Source organism: Methyloversatilis sp., from assembly GCF_030698125.1.
Taxonomy (GTDB): Bacteria; Pseudomonadota; Gammaproteobacteria; order Burkholderiales; family Rhodocyclaceae; genus Methyloversatilis.
In genome coordinates this window covers 257,738-271,505 of the sequence record NZ_JAUYNV010000025.1, presented here as the reverse complement: position 1 = coordinate 271,505, position 13,768 = coordinate 257,738, and the positions used below count along the sequence as shown (strand labels likewise).

Genomic DNA, 13,768 nt, shown 5'->3' with positions numbered 1-13,768 from the left:
AGGGCGTGACGAAGGGGGGGATTATCGCGGAAACGGCAGCCGGCCGCCTCACTCGTACTCGTCGTATTTGCGCGCGTCGCCGCGCACCCGCTCGGCAGGGTATTTGTCCCGGTTGATCTGCATCTTTTCGGCGATGGCGGCGGGCAGGTCGATGTCCAGCGTGTCCGCCAGCCGGACAAGATAGACCAGCGTGTCGGCCAGTTCGTGGCCGACCGCCCGCTTTTTGGCGTCAGACAGTTCATGGCCGGTGACCAGCCACTGGAAGTGTTCCATCACTTCGGCGGCTTCGATGCTCATCGCCATCGCGAGATTCTTCGGGGTATGGAACTGCGCCCAGTCGCGCTCGGCGACGAACTGTCGGATCAGGTTGCGCAGTGAAAGCAGGTCGGCGGTGTCATCCATGGTGTGCGGGGCGATGGTGGGTTCGACATGGGAAGTCGGGGGGATTGTTGCAAATGTGACGCGGGACGGACAGGACCGCTTGATCTTGCATATGTTGCGGCGCAATATCGGCGACCTGTCATTCCACGACGCAGAAATGACTCGACAAACAGACGGCGCGAAGGCGCTCGGACCGCTGATGCTGGCGGCACTGGGCGTGGTTTTCGGCGACATCGGCACCAGTCCGCTGTACGCCTTCAAGGAAGCCTTTACCGGCAATCACGGCCTGCCACTTTCGGAAGCAAACGTGCTCGCCGCGCTGTCGGCGCTGTTCTGGTCCGTCACGCTGATCATTTCGTTCAAGTACGTGTTCATCGTGCTTCGCTTCGACAACGACGGCGAAGGCGGCGCGCTCGCGCTGGCGTCGCTGGCGCAGCGGGCCGCCCGCGCAGGGGTGCGCCGACGGGTGGCGGCAGTGACCGCCGCCGGCGTGTTCGCGGCGGCGATGTTCTACGGCGATGCGGTCATCACGCCAGCCATTTCCGTACTGGCTGCGGTCGAGGGCCTGTCGGTCGTGGCGCCGACGCTCGAGCACTGGATCGAGCCGATCACCATCGTCATCATCATCGTGCTGTTTTCAGTGCAGCGAAAGGGGACAGCGCTGGTCGGCCGCTTTTTCGGACCGATCACCATCGTGTGGTTCGCGGTGCTTGCGCTGCTTGGAATCAACAGCATCGTGCAGACACCCGACGTGTTGCGCGCACTCGATCCGACCTACGCCATCGTGTTCGCGATCGACAATCCCGCGCAGGCTTTCCTGCTGCTCGGTGCCGTGTTTCTGGCGCTGACCGGCGGCGAGGCGCTGTACGCCGACATGGGGCATTTCGGCAAGCGACCGGTGCGGCTGGCCTGGTATTTCATCGTGTCGCCGGCGCTGCTGATCAATTATTTCGGTCAGGGCGCACTGGTGTTGCGGGCGTCCGAAACGGTCAGCAATCCCTTCTTCAATCTGGCACCCGAGGCGCTGCGCCTGCCGTTGGTGCTGCTGGCCACGATGGCGACCGTGATCGCGTCGCAGGCGGTCATTTCCGGCGCCTTCTCGATCACCGCACAGGCCTCGCGACTGGGCTATCTGCCGCGCTTGCGCCAGCTGCACACTTCGGACACCGAGCGCGGGCAGATCTACATTCCGGCCGTAAACTGGCTGATGCTGATCGGCGTGGTCGTGCTGGTGCTGGAATTCGACACCTCCAGCGATCTGGCGGCGGCCTACGGCATCGCCGTATCGGGTGACATGATCATCACGACGCTGCTGATGATCTTCATCACCAGCATGTCGCAGCGGCGCCTGAAGATTGCACTGCTTGCCGTGCTGGGGGTGTTCTTCGTCGTCGAACTGCTGTTCTTCGCGTCCAACCTGACGAAATTCCTCGATGGCGGCTGGCTGCCGATGCTGCTGGGCGCGGCGCTGTTCACCATGCTGACCACCTGGAAGCGGGGCAGCGAGCTGCTGGCGCGCGAGCGCCGGCGCATCAACATCCCGATGGAGGATTTCCTTGCCAGCCCGATTCCCGAGGTGCCGCGCGTACCGGGTACCGCGATCTACCTGACTTCGGATCCGGAAACCGTTCCCAGTGCGCTGTTCCATAACCTCAAGCATTTCAAGGTGTTGCACGAGTCCGTACTGTTCCTTCACGTACGGATCGAAGAAGTGCCACGGGTGGCGGCGGAACAGCGGATGACCGTGCAACGGCTGGCCGACAACACCTGGGCGATCGAAGTGCGCTACGGCTTCCGCGAGGAGCCTGACATTCCCGAAGCGCTGCAGGCGCTGCCGCCCGAGGTGCTGGAGCTCGAGGCGATGGATACGACCTATTTCGTCGCGCGCTCGACCGTCGTCGAAGGCGTCGGTGACCTGTCGGCATGGCGCCGCGCGTTGTTCGGCTGGATGCTCAGGCAGTCAGAGGGGCCGGCAAATTACTTCCATCTGCCGCCGAACCGGGTGGTCGAACTGGGCACGCAGATCAGCCTCTGAAGCGTGCATGGCGTTCGGTTGTGCGCGTGCCGGTGTCGTACGGGAACTGCCGGGCTGCGACAATGACAGACCAGGGTCGGCGCCCGGCCATCGAACCCCGGGTCGGCAAAGTCTGCGACGCCACCCCAAAAAGGAAAACCATGCGCTACACCCGCACCGCGATGTCCCTGCACTGGCTGATCGCCCTGATGCTGTTCGGCATGTTCGGACTCGGCCTGTACATGACCGAACTGCCGCTGTCCCCGACCAAACTCAAGCTGTACTCGTATCACAAGTGGGCCGGCGTCACGCTTTTCCTGTTCGTACTGCTGCGTCTGGGCTGGCGCGTCACGCACACGCCGCCCGCTCTGCCGAGCAGTACACCGGCATGGCAGGCCAGGGCTGCTGCCGCCGGACATCATCTGCTCTATGTACTGATGATCGCAGCGCCGCTGTCAGGCTGGCTGATGAGTTCGGCCAAGGGGTTCCAGACGGTGTGGTTCGGCGTGCTGCCGCTGCCCGATCTGCTGGACAAGAACGAGACTCTGGGTGACGCGCTGCTGCTGGTGCACCGCTTCCTCAACTACTTCTTCATGGCGGTCGTGATCGGGCACATCCTGGCAGCGATCAAGCACCACTTCATCGATCGCGACGGTCTGCTGTCGCGCATGCTGCCCGGCCGCTGATCAGCGCGCGCCCGTCGGCAGCCAGACCTGCGAGCTGTCCAGCGCATAGGTCCACGGCAGGCCCGCATTCTTCCAGCCGTTGACGGTGCGCTTGCCGCGATCCGCACCCGCCGACGCGGCATCGCCCTCGAAGCCGTCGATTACCGTCCACACGCGGGTAAAACCAGCCGCTGCCAGCGCATTGACGGCGCGCGTCGTGCGGTCACCGGAACGACAGATCAACACCACGTCGGCCGTCCTGTCGAGGCCCTTGGCCTTGAGGCGCTCCTCGACGGCGCTGACGAAGGATGGATTCTTGTGCAATGTGAAGCGGCGCGACCGGGTGTCGAAGTGGTCGAAATCGACCAGCATGAAAGGAATGTTGGCATCCATGCCTGCCGGTGCGCCGACATAGCTCACCTCGGCCTGGGTGCGCACATCGAGAAACAGGATATTTGCCGCGCGTTCGCTGACCATCCGGTGCGCTTCTGCGGCCGTCAGATAGCGATCGAGCGTGGTGCGCTTGTCGGCCGGCACTTCGGATACATCGATCGCCGACGCGCTGCCGCACAGGAAGAACAGCAGGGGGATCAGTGATTTGTTCATGGCGCGCTCCCGGAGTGTCGCGTCGCGCGCAGCCGGCGACGCGTCGGTCAGGCGACGCTGAGGCGAGGCCTGCCACGCCTACGACTGCGCAGTGGGCGGTCGAGTTCGGCCAGCCTGGTGGCGAGTGCATCCATCAGAGCATCGCGCGACACCGACTTGGCGACGAAGCAGCTGGCACCGGCATCAAGCGCGGCGCGCTGCCAGTTGGGATCTTCGATGCCCGACAGCATGACGATGATCAGGCGCTCCGGGGCATAGTGCTCACGCAGCGCCCGGCAGGTGGCAATGCCGTCCATGCCCTGCATCAGGCCGTCGAGCAGCACCACATGCGGGCACCGCTGGCCGACCATCAACAGCGCTTCCTCGCCGCTTTCCGCTTCGCGCACGTCGGTGCAGCCGGCGTTTTCCAGCGATCGGCGCATCAGGAAGCGTTCCGCTTCATCGTCATCGACGACCAGGATGTCCACCGCACCGGGCAGCGATCCGCCGCCCGATTCACCATCGGCGCTGCATTCGGCGACACGCCGCACCGATTCGAGCTGCATGCGACTGGCGATCGGCACCAGCGCAGTTGCCAGTGCCCAGTCCTTTTCGACCGCCGCTGCCTCGAGTCTGCGCATCGTGTCGTGCAGGTCGAAGGCCTGGGCATGTACCGCGAGCGATTTCAGCGTGTGCGCGGCACGGCGCAGCGTGTGGTCGTCGTGGCCGCGCAGGGCTTCCTGCATCGCCACCACATTGCGTTGCGATTCCTTTTCGTACAGCGCGGCGAAACGGGCACGGTCGTGCTGGCTGATCGCGTCGACCGAAATCGTGCCGGTTCCGGATACCGCGTTGTCGGGCAGCCACTTGCGCACGATCGCGTACAGATCGTCTTCGCGGAAAGGCTTGGCGAGATAGTCGTCCATGCCGGCGGCGATGCAGTTTTCGCGGTCGCCGTCATTGGCACCTGCGGTCAGCGCAATCAGCGGTGTCGCGGGCAGGCCGACCAGACGTTCGCGGTCGCGGATGCGTTCGCAGGCTTCGAAACCGTCCATGCCCGGCATCTGGCAATCCATCAGCACGAGGTCGAAGCGGGCGTGCTCGAGCTCCTGCAGTGCCTGCCGGCCGTCGCGCGCCAGCGTCCAGCGCAGGCCGAAGGCTTCGAGCATGTTGGACGCCACTTCGGCATTGACCGTACTGTCTTCCACCAGCAGCACGGTGCCGGACAGGCGGGGCAGGTTGGGCAGGGACAGGCTGTGCTGGGCCTCTTCCATGCCGGTGCTCACGACCTTGCACGGCAACGACAGCGTGAAAGTCGAGCCGATACCTGACGCACTGCGCAAGGTGACGGCGCCGCCGAGCATTTCTGCCAGCTGCCGCGAGATGGCCAGACCCAGCCCGGTACCGCCGAAGCGGCGGGATGCTGTGTTGTCGGCCTGCGCAAAGGCATCGAAGATGCGCGCCTGGTCCGGTTCGGTAATGCCGATGCCGGTGTCGCGTACGGCCATCACCATGCGCACCGCACCGGTGGTCGGGCGGTGCTGCAGCATCAGGTCATCGTCCATCGAGTGAACACGCAGCGTGACGAACACGCCGCCGTGATCGGTGAATTTGATGGCGTTGCCGATCAGATTGACCGCGATCTGACGCAGCCGGCCCGGATCACCCTCGACCCGGCCGGGGACCGCGTCATCGACGTCGAGCGCCAGCGCAAGACCCTTTTCGCGGGCCTGTGCGCCGAGCAGTTCGGTCACTTCGCGCAGCGTGCGACGCGGATCGAATTCGCTGCGTACCAGATCGAAGCGGCCGGCTTCGATCTTCGACAGATCGAGAATGTCGTTCAGCAGGTCGAGCAGATTTTCGCCCGAGCGATACAGCGTTTCAAGATAGCGCCGCTGTTCGCCATTCAGTTCGCTGCGCAGCAGCAGTTGCGCCATGCCCAGCACACCGTTCATCGGCGTGCGGATTTCGTGACTCATGTTGGCCAGGAACTGGCTCTTCGCCTGATTGGCCTGCTCGGCCGCTTCCTTGGCTTCTTCATTCTCCTTCGCCACATGCGCGTGATGCAGACGCAGGCGGATGAATTCGGCCGTGTTCTTCTGGAAGCGCTTGGCGTTGACGACGGCAATCAGCAGAAACAGCAGGATGAAGCCGCCCAGCACTTCGCGTTCCGGTTCGGGCGACAGCAGGTAGAAGAAGGCGGTCGGCAGCAAGGTCGGCAGTGCCATCAGCACATAGGCTTTCCACATGCCGGTGAGCGAAAACAGCCCGACGGCCGCCACGGCCACCAGACACAGCGGCACCACCATTTCGTAAGGGTGTCCGGGCGGCGGCATCAGGGCGACACCGAGCGCACCCCAGCCGCAGCCGGCGACGAACACGCCCAGCATGAAAAGCCACTTCCAGATCAGCGTTTCGTTGACGCCCGGCGCGACATGCCGCCACGCCATGATGAGCCCGAAGCGACCGACATTGATCAGCACCATGGCGACCAGCCAGGTGGTCAGTGCATTGATGTCGACGACCTTGTGCAGCACGCCCCAGATCAGGCCGGCCAGCACAATGGCCATCACCAGCGTGAAAGGTGTGAGCCGGTAGGCGAGCGCAACCAGTTCCGCCTCGACCTGGCGTTCTGCGTTCTCGCTGCGTGGCGTGGCGCCGTGTGAAAGGAGGCTGGTGGGCATTGACGGACTCGGCATCAGGGGCGAATCGCCGCCGGATTGCAACGCCGGAGGCTGACAGGGTTCACGGCTGCGAAGCGCCGTTCTTGAACCGGAGCATGCCGCGCTGCCTTCATGCTCACTGGCCGTACCCCGCGAACTTGCCAAGCACCCGCTCCATCTCGTCGTCGTCGAGCAACTTCGGCCTGCCGACCTGCAGCGCACGCCAGTACTGTTCGCACAGCGTTTCGAGTTCCACCGCGAGCGCGACCGCGTGGCGCAGGTCGCGACCGAAAACCAGCATGCCGTGGTTCGCCATCAGGCATGCGCAGCGGCCGGGCAGGGCGTCGAGTACCGCGTCGGACAAGGCCTGCTCGCCGAAGGTCCCATAGCGCGCACAGCGCACGGTGCTGCCGCCGAAGCGGGCGATCATGTAGTGAAAGGGCGGAATGTATTCACCGACGCAGGCCAGCGCCGTGGCAAATGGCGAGTGCGCATGCACGATGGCGTCGGCGTCGGGGCGGGCGGCGTAGATGTCCCGATGGATGCGCCATTCGGACGAGGGTTTGCGGCAGCCGCTGCTGCGGCCGTCACTGAACACTTCCACCATGTCGTCAGCGGTGCAGTCGGCAGGTTCGAGCCCGCTCGGAGTGATCAGGAATGCGGGACCGCGGCGCGCGCTGACGTTGCCAGCCGAGCCGCGGTTAAGTCCGCAAACTTCCAACCGGCGCGCTGCTTCAAGCACATCGCTGCCGCTGACCTCGTTCATCAGGGTGTGCCCCTGTATTGTGGATTAACGGTGGATTATCCTGACCGGAGCCCAGAATACAAGCGGGTTTACATTAAAAATTGACGATGGATCAGGTGTTTCGCGATGCAACATCGCGGAGAAGCTTTGTTGTCATGGGTTTCACGCTCCTAGAATTCACTTGAGGTTCTGTGGATCATTCCGCTCGGATGTGTTTGCGAAATGCACTCCCTCAGGCATTCCCTGAGCCGGATCAACGATGCCGCGTTCGGTGATGAGTGCCGTCACAAGGTGCGCTGGCGTGATGTCGAATGCCGGATTGGCGACCGGACTGTCCCGGCCGAGCTGGCGGACGCGGCCGGCGGCGCCGCGCACCAAGCGCAGTTCTTCGCCGTCGCGTGCCTCGATCGGAATCGACGCTCCACCAGCGCAGCCCTCATCCACCGTCGACCACGGTGCCGCGACCCAGAACGGCAGCCCGCTGTCGCGCGCCGCCAGCGCCTTCAGATAGCTGCCGACCTTGTTGGCAACGTCGCCGTTGGCGGCGACGCGGTCGGCGCCGATGATGACTGCGTCGACCTCCCCCTCTCGCATCAGCTGGCCGGCGGCGTTGTCGGCGATGACCGTATGCGGCACGCCGGCGCCGGCCAGTTCCCATGCGGTCAGCAGGCCCTGGTTGCGCGGCCGGGTTTCCGAGACCCACACGTGCAGGTCGATGCCGGCGGCGTGTGCGAGATAGATGCCGGCCAGCGCCGTGCCCCAGCCTGTTGTGGCGAGCCAGCCCGCGTTGCAGTGGGTCATCAGGTTCATCCGGTCGGACCGTGGCGTGATCGCCTGCATCAGTTGGAGCGTCAGTTCGCCGATGCGCCGGTTTGCGGCGCGGTCTTCATCGCAGATCGCGAGCGCCTCGCGCCACGCCGCAGCGGCGCGTGCGGCCGGTGGCAGCGGCCGCACATGCGTGCCGACGCGATGCAGCGCCCACGCGAGATTGACCGCGGTAGGGCGGGTTGCACCGAGTGCGCGTACCGCCCTCTCGAGCGCGGCATCGTCGGCCGCTTCGCGCAGCGCCAGCGCCAGGCCGAAAGCACCGATGGCGCCGATCAGCGGTGCGCCGCGAACCTGCATCGTCGCGATGGCGCGGGCCGCCTGCGCACCGGTTTCAAGCGCCACTTCCTGCTTGGCAAAGGGCAGCAGCGTCTGGTCGAGGATGAAGAGGCGGTCGCCGTCGAGGCGCAACGGGCTGGGTGTGTCGTTCATGTCGGGTCGGGATGGGCGGGGCTTCAAGCATAATCCGGCGACACGCGACACCGTCACCCGCCATGCACGTCTTCTCCGGCCATCTGACGTCGAAACTGCCCGACGTCGGCACGACCATATTCACCGTCATTTCGCGCGAGGCGCAGGCCTGCGGTGCGATCAACCTCGCCCAGGGGTTTCCGGACTTCAGCGCCGATCCGCCACTGTTCGACGCGGTGGCGGCGCACATGCGGGCCGGCCGCAACCAGTATTCGCCGATGACCGGGCAGCCCGCGCTGCGCGAGGCAGTGGCCCGGAAGATGCGCGCGGTGTATGGCGCCGACTACGACGCCGAAGAAGAAATCACGATCACCGCCGGTGCAACCCAGGCGGTCTATACGGCGATCACTGCTTTCGCCGGGCCGGGCGACGAAGTCATCGTGTTCGAACCGGCGTTCGACAGCTACCTGCCGGGCATCCGGCTCGCCGGCGCCACGCCGGTGTTCGTGCGCCTCGAAGCCCCGCATTTCCTGCCCGACTGGGACGCGGTGGCGCGCTGCATCACGCCGCGCACCCGGCTCATCATCACCAATACGCCGCACAATCCAACGGGAGCCGCGTGGACGATGGACGATCAGCGCGCACTTGCCCGACTGTGCGACGGCCGCGACATCGTGGTGATTTCCGACGAGGTGTACGAGCACATCGTGTTCGACGGCCGCGAACACGCCAGTGCCGCGCGGCTGCCGGAACTGGCGGCGCGTACCGTGCTGGTGTCGAGTTTCGGCAAGACCTTTCACGTGACCGGCTGGAAGGTCGGTTTCGTCTGTGCCCCCCCTGCACTGAGCGCCGAGTTCCGCCGCGTGCACCAGTTCAACGTGTTCGCAGTGAACACACCTTGCCAACTCGGGCTGGCCGACTACATGGCCGAGCCCGAGCGCTACCTTGAACTGGGCCGTTTCTACCAGGCCAAGCGCGATGCCTTCCGCGCCGGTCTGGCCGGCTCGCGCTTCGAACTGCCGGACTGCGCCGGCAGTTATTTTCAGCTGGCGTCGTATCGCGCCATCAGCGACGAACCGGATCAGTCCTTCGTGCGTCGCCTGATGCGCGAAGCCGGTGTGGCGGCGATTCCGGTGTCGGCCTTCCACCACGACGGCCACGATGCGAGGCTGATCCGCTTCTGCTTCGCCAAGACTGAAGCCGTCATTGCGCAGGCGGTCGAGCGTCTGCGTGCCTACTGAAGGATGAACATGCAAACCGTTGATTTCACGCTGACCGGCGAATACGTAGCGCTGTGCGATCTTTTGAAGCTTGCGGGCCTTGCCAGCAGTGGCGGCGAAGGGAAGGTGCGGGTGGCTCGGGGAGACGTGCAGGTGGACGGGCGGACCGAAACCCGCAAGACAGCCAAGATCCGCAGCGGCCAGAAGGTCGTGTGTGACGGAATATGCATCGCCGTCCGGTGAGGGATAGCTGGCGCACCTGGATTGTGTCGACGCTTTTTACATTCGCACCAGCCCGGGTGACGTTGCCCCGGGAGGCGTGCGGAAGGCGTCTGCGAGGTCACTGATTTGATGCGACTTTGTTATTTTTTCCCGCTATTGGCTCGTTCTCTGCTTGCATTCATTCAGATCGATATTCCTTCCCTCTGATTTGCCGCGGCTGTGTTGCGGATCGTGATGCGAGGTACTCCATGAAATTTCCCACCCTGTTTGGTCTGGCGGCGCTCGGGGCCGTGCTTTCCTTTCCGGCGGCAGCCGGACTCAACGGCGATATCGTCACCACTGCGCTGCGCGCCGAAACGGTTGATTACGGCAGCTTTTCCGCGGTCGTCGGCGCTGGCGTAGAGGGCAGTCTGGTCGGTGGCATGTTGCCGTTCGACTATTCCGACTCGGGGTTCTCCCTGGGGTCGCCGCGCGACTTCTGCGGCATCCGCAGTTGCGGAGAAGCGCGGGAACAAATGACCCTGAAGCTGTCGGGCCTCGAATTCGGCCCGTCGATCGTGCTGAAGGATGTTGTGCTGATCACGATCCTGAGCAATGTCAAAGTGACTGTCGGACCGACGTTCGCTGAATTTTCCTGGACCGACCAGCCCGTTTCCCAGGGCGCCTTTCTGAGCGCTCAATTCGTCACCGGCGTCGTGCCCGAGCCGGAAGCCTTTACGCTGATGCTCGCCGGCCTCGGCCTGATCGGGATTGCCGCATCGCGTCGCTCTCCGCGCGCCTGAATTCAGGCGTCCTGCGGGGCTTTGGCAAAGCGGCCGTAGTGCAGCAACAGCGTCGGCAGTACCAGCAGATTCAGTATCGTCGAGGTCGTCAGGCCGCCGACGATGATGGCGGCCATCGGTCCTTCGATCTCCCGACCGGGTTCGCCCGAGCCCAGTACCAGGGGCATCAGACCCAGGCCGGTCACCAGCGCGGTCATCAGGATGGACGGCAGACGCTGCGAGGCGCCCAGGATGGCGGTGTCGAGGTTCCACGGATGCCCCTCCCGCTCAACCAGATGCTGGAAGTGCGACACCAGCATGATCGAGTTGCGCAGCGTGATGCCGAACAGCGTGACGAAGCCGACCACCGAGCCGAGTGACAGCCAGCCGCCGCCGGCCAGCGCAGCCAGCACGCCGCCGATCAGCGCAAACGGCAGGTTCACGAAGGTGATCACCAGATTGCGCGAGCTCGAAAACGCCAGCATCAACAGGATGGCAATGGCCGCCGCGGCCAGCGCCGAATGCGTGACCAGCTCACGTCGCGCCTGTGCCTGTGCTTCGGCAGCACCGGTCACCGTGTAGTAACTGCCTGCGTTGAGTTTCACGTCGTCGCGCAAGGTACGCTCGACGGCCTCGCTGAACGCGCCCAGATCGTGGCCGCTGGCCAGATTTGCGGTGATGGTCTGCACCCGCTTGCCACCCGAGTGCAGGATTTTGTAGCGACCGTTCTCGACGCTGATGTCGGCCACGTCGCGCAGTTCGACCAACCGGCCATCCGGGGTGCGCAGCGGCAGGCGGCCAATCTCGTTCGGCGAGCGGCGGTGGTCCGGATCCAGCGTCACGACCAGCGGCGTCGCCAGCGTGCCGCGATACACCTCGCTCACCTTGCGCCCGGCGAAGGCGGTGCTGGTCGCCGACAGCACGTCTTCGGGCGTCAGTCGCCACACTGCGAGCTTGTCCAGGCGCGGCCGGACGATGATTTCCGGCGTGCCGGGCGGCGCCAGCACCTGCACATCGGTCGCGCCCTTCACCTTCGCCAGCGCTCGCGCAACGGCGCTGGCGTCGGCATCCAGCCGGTCGAGATTGGTGCCGAACACCTGCACCACCAGCGTCGCCGGAAAACCCGATTCGGTCTCGCCGATGCGTTCGGTCAGGAAGGTGTTGACGGAGAACGCCAGGCCGGGAAAGCCGACCGATTCAGCGGCTTCTTCGTCCGAACGATCTGCGTCGCCGTCATCGCCGGTCACCGTGCGCCGGATGTCGGCGAGGATGCGTTCCTGTGTCGCACCGTCGAGCGGACCGATTTCGATCTCGACCTCGCTGTAGTGCGGGCCGAAGGGGTCGAACCCGTTCTGCGCCCGCCCGACCCACTGCGCCACCGACTTCACGCCGTCGATCTGCAGGATCTTTTCCGTCACCCGCTGGCCGACGCGCAGCACCTCGCCGGGCGCGGTGCCCGGAATGGTCGACAGATGCACGATGTAGTGACCTTCGCGCAGCGGCGGAATGAATTCGCCGCCGAACAGCGGCAGCACACCCAGCCCGCCGGCCAGCGCCAGCATGACGCCGGCGATCAGCCCGTGCGGCCGGCGCTCGATGGCGCGCAGCGTCCGCTCGTAGCGCGGGCGCAGCCAGCGTACCAGCGGCGGATCCTCATCGGGCAGTTCGCGATTGCCGAGCATCAGGAAGCTCATCGCGGGCGTGACCGTCAGCGCCACCACCAGCGATGCGAGGATGGCCAGGATGTAGGCCAGACCGAGCGGCGCGAACAGCTTGCCGGCGACGCCTGACAGGGTGAGCAGCGGTACGAACACCAGCGCCACGATGAAGGTGGCGTACACCACCGAGCTGCGCACCTCCATCGACGCATCGAGCACCACCTTCCACGCGGCCACCGGAGAACCGAGATGGCGGTTCTCGCGCAGCCGTCGATAGATGTTTTCGCAGTCGATGATGGCGTCGTCCACCACCTCGCCGAGCGCGATCGCCAGACCGCCCAGCACCATGATGTTCAGGCTGGCGCCCGCTTCCAGCATGACCAGTACCGCCGCCAGCAGCGACAGCGGAATGGCGACGGCCGAAATGAAGGCGGTGCGCAGGTTGTACAGGAACACGAACAGCACGATCACCACCAGCGTGGCGCCGATCATCACGTCGGCCCGCACATTGCCCAGCGCGGTCTGGATGAAATTGGCCGGCCGGAACAGCGCCGGGTGCAGCGTGACCTGTTCGCGTTCGAACAGCGGTGCCAGCTCGGCCAGCGATTTTTCCAGTTCCAGCGTGACGCCGAGCGTGTCGGCGCCGAGCTGTCCCTGCACCATCATGAACACGCCGGGCGTGCCGTTGATCTGCGCCGCGCTGATCGCCGGGCCCGGGGCTTCGCGCACACGGCCGACGTCGCCGAGCGCGAGCGAACGCCCGTCAGGGAGTGTGACGGTCAGCTGTTCCAGACTGCGCGCCGACGAAGGCGTGGCGTCGATCGCGATCAGCAGGCGCTGGTTGTCGTTCTCGACGAAACCTGCGCCGGCGACCGAAGCCGCGCCGCGCGCCGCCAGTTCGACGTCGGCAAAGGTCACCCCCAGCGTGCGCAGCCGCGCCGGGTCGAGCTGGATCTGCCACTGCTTCACTTCGCCACCGAACACATTCACGTCCGCCACGCCCGGCACCGCCAGCAGGTGCGGCCGCACCACCGAATCGACCAGATAGCGCATGTCCATCTGCGAGCGCTGCGCCGACGTGATGCCGATGCCGAGCAGTGTGCTGGCCGACGAGGTCAGTGGCGTGATGACCGGCGTCACGCCGGCCGGCAACAGCGACCCCAGCGTGCCAAGCCGTTCCGACACCAGCTGACGATTGCGGAACAGGTCGGATTTCTCTTCGAAGATGACCGTGACGACGGACAGGCCGGGAATCGATTGCGAGCGCAATTCCTTGATGCCGCGCGTGCCCGATACGGCCGATTCGATCGGCGTCGTGACCCGCGTTTCGACCAGGTCGGCCGGCAGACCGGGGGCCTCGGTCTGGATTACCACCTGCGCCGGTGCGAACTCGGGAAACACGTCGAGCCGGGCGTCCATCATGCGGCTGATGGCGTACAGGACGAGCACCAGTGACAGTGCCAGCACGATGCCTGGCCGGCGCACGGAAAAGCGGACGATGGCTTCGATCATCGGGAGCGGCCCATGGGACAGGCTGCCTGGGTTGGGGGGGGCAAGGTGGCGGGGGGGCTGTGTTGGGCATCGCTTCGCTCACCCCAACCTACGGGGTGCCACTCAC

11 protein-coding genes are annotated in these 13,768 nt (G+C 65.2%); 5 read left to right on the top strand and 6 right to left on the bottom strand.

Annotated elements, in window-relative coordinates:
• Positions 1-48 precede the first annotated feature (48 nt).
• The gene (locus Q8Q80_RS10980) at positions 49-402 is read right to left on the bottom strand and encodes a nucleotide pyrophosphohydrolase (protein ID WP_305632946.1); all 354 of its coding nucleotides are present in this window, start codon (positions 400-402) and stop codon (positions 49-51) included.
• A gap of 136 nt (positions 403-538) precedes the next feature.
• On the opposite strand from Q8Q80_RS10980, the gene Q8Q80_RS10975 reads away from it, so the two are divergent.
• Positions 539-2,416: a potassium transporter Kup gene (locus tag Q8Q80_RS10975; protein WP_305632945.1), complete on the top strand. Its 1,878-nt coding sequence runs from the start codon at positions 539-541 to the stop codon at positions 2,414-2,416.
• A gap of 140 nt (positions 2,417-2,556) precedes the next feature.
• The gene (locus tag Q8Q80_RS10970; protein ID WP_305632944.1) at positions 2,557-3,081 is read left to right on the top strand and encodes a cytochrome b; all 525 of its coding nucleotides are present in this window, start codon (positions 2,557-2,559) and stop codon (positions 3,079-3,081) included.
• Here the strand turns inward: Q8Q80_RS10970 and Q8Q80_RS10965 are convergent, their stop codons facing one another.
• From Q8Q80_RS10965 to mtnA, 4 genes are all read right to left on the bottom strand, one after another.
• A complete protein-coding gene (locus Q8Q80_RS10965) occupies positions 3,082-3,666 on the bottom strand; it encodes a rhodanese-like domain-containing protein (RefSeq protein ID WP_305632943.1) in 585 nt (194 codons plus the stop codon).
• 47 nt (positions 3,667-3,713) lie between these two features.
• Positions 3,714-6,329 carry a response regulator gene (locus tag Q8Q80_RS10960; RefSeq protein WP_305632942.1) on the bottom strand — a complete coding sequence of 872 codons (2,616 nt, stop codon included), beginning with the start codon at positions 6,327-6,329 and terminating at the stop codon, positions 3,714-3,716.
• Between the two features lie 115 nt (positions 6,330-6,444).
• On the bottom strand, positions 6,445-7,074 hold the full coding sequence (locus Q8Q80_RS10955; RefSeq protein ID WP_305632941.1) for a class II aldolase/adducin family protein: 630 nt from the start codon (positions 7,072-7,074) through the stop codon (positions 6,445-6,447).
• Between the two features lie 156 nt (positions 7,075-7,230).
• Complete coding sequence (mtnA, locus tag Q8Q80_RS10950) at positions 7,231-8,310, bottom strand: S-methyl-5-thioribose-1-phosphate isomerase (RefSeq protein WP_305632940.1); 1,080 nt, start codon at positions 8,308-8,310, stop codon at positions 7,231-7,233.
• A 62-nt stretch (positions 8,311-8,372) separates the two neighbouring features.
• Here mtnA and Q8Q80_RS10945 point away from each other — a divergent pair, with 62 nt between their 5' ends.
• The 3 genes from Q8Q80_RS10945 to Q8Q80_RS10935 all read left to right on the top strand — a co-directional run bounded on the left by Q8Q80_RS10945 (position 8,373) and on the right by Q8Q80_RS10935 (position 10,513).
• Positions 8,373-9,530: a methionine aminotransferase gene (locus tag Q8Q80_RS10945; protein ID WP_305632939.1), complete on the top strand. Its 1,158-nt coding sequence runs from the start codon at positions 8,373-8,375 to the stop codon at positions 9,528-9,530.
• Between the two features lie 9 nt (positions 9,531-9,539).
• Complete coding sequence (locus tag Q8Q80_RS10940; RefSeq protein ID WP_305632938.1) at positions 9,540-9,752, top strand: RNA-binding S4 domain-containing protein; 213 nt, start codon at positions 9,540-9,542, stop codon at positions 9,750-9,752.
• Between the two features lie 227 nt (positions 9,753-9,979).
• Entirely contained in the window at positions 9,980-10,513 is a 534-nt protein-coding gene (locus Q8Q80_RS10935; protein WP_305632937.1) for a PEP-CTERM sorting domain-containing protein, read from the top strand.
• Positions 10,514-10,515: 2 nt separating this feature from the next.
• Here the strand turns inward: Q8Q80_RS10935 and Q8Q80_RS10930 are convergent, their stop codons facing one another.
• Positions 10,516-13,662 (bottom strand): efflux RND transporter permease subunit, encoded by a 3,147-nt coding sequence (locus tag Q8Q80_RS10930; RefSeq protein ID WP_305632936.1) that lies wholly within the window; start codon positions 13,660-13,662, stop codon positions 10,516-10,518.
• Between the last annotated feature and the right edge of the window lie 106 nt (positions 13,663-13,768).

What these genes read in the sequence shown, in the direction of transcription:
- Q8Q80_RS10980 (WP_305632946.1), bottom strand. Translation starts at nt 402, where the DNA reads ATGGATGACACCGCCGACCTGCTTTCACTGCGCAACCTGATCCGACAG.
- Q8Q80_RS10975 (WP_305632945.1), top strand. Translation starts at nt 539, where the DNA reads ATGACTCGACAAACAGACGGCGCGAAGGCGCTCGGACCGCTGATGCTG.
- Q8Q80_RS10970 (WP_305632944.1), top strand. Translation starts at nt 2,557, where the DNA reads ATGCGCTACACCCGCACCGCGATGTCCCTGCACTGGCTGATCGCCCTG.
- Q8Q80_RS10965 (WP_305632943.1), bottom strand. Translation starts at nt 3,666, where the DNA reads ATGAACAAATCACTGATCCCCCTGCTGTTCTTCCTGTGCGGCAGCGCG.
- Q8Q80_RS10960 (WP_305632942.1), bottom strand. Translation starts at nt 6,329, where the DNA reads ATGCCCACCAGCCTCCTTTCACACGGCGCCACGCCACGCAGCGAGAAC.
- Q8Q80_RS10955 (WP_305632941.1), bottom strand. Translation starts at nt 7,074, where the DNA reads ATGAACGAGGTCAGCGGCAGCGATGTGCTTGAAGCAGCGCGCCGGTTG.
- mtnA (WP_305632940.1), bottom strand. Translation starts at nt 8,310, where the DNA reads ATGAACGACACACCCAGCCCGTTGCGCCTCGACGGCGACCGCCTCTTC.
- Q8Q80_RS10945 (WP_305632939.1), top strand. Translation starts at nt 8,373, where the DNA reads ATGCACGTCTTCTCCGGCCATCTGACGTCGAAACTGCCCGACGTCGGC.
- Q8Q80_RS10940 (WP_305632938.1), top strand. Translation starts at nt 9,540, where the DNA reads ATGCAAACCGTTGATTTCACGCTGACCGGCGAATACGTAGCGCTGTGC.
- Q8Q80_RS10935 (WP_305632937.1), top strand. Translation starts at nt 9,980, where the DNA reads ATGAAATTTCCCACCCTGTTTGGTCTGGCGGCGCTCGGGGCCGTGCTT.
- Q8Q80_RS10930 (WP_305632936.1), bottom strand. Translation starts at nt 13,662, where the DNA reads ATGATCGAAGCCATCGTCCGCTTTTCCGTGCGCCGGCCAGGCATCGTG.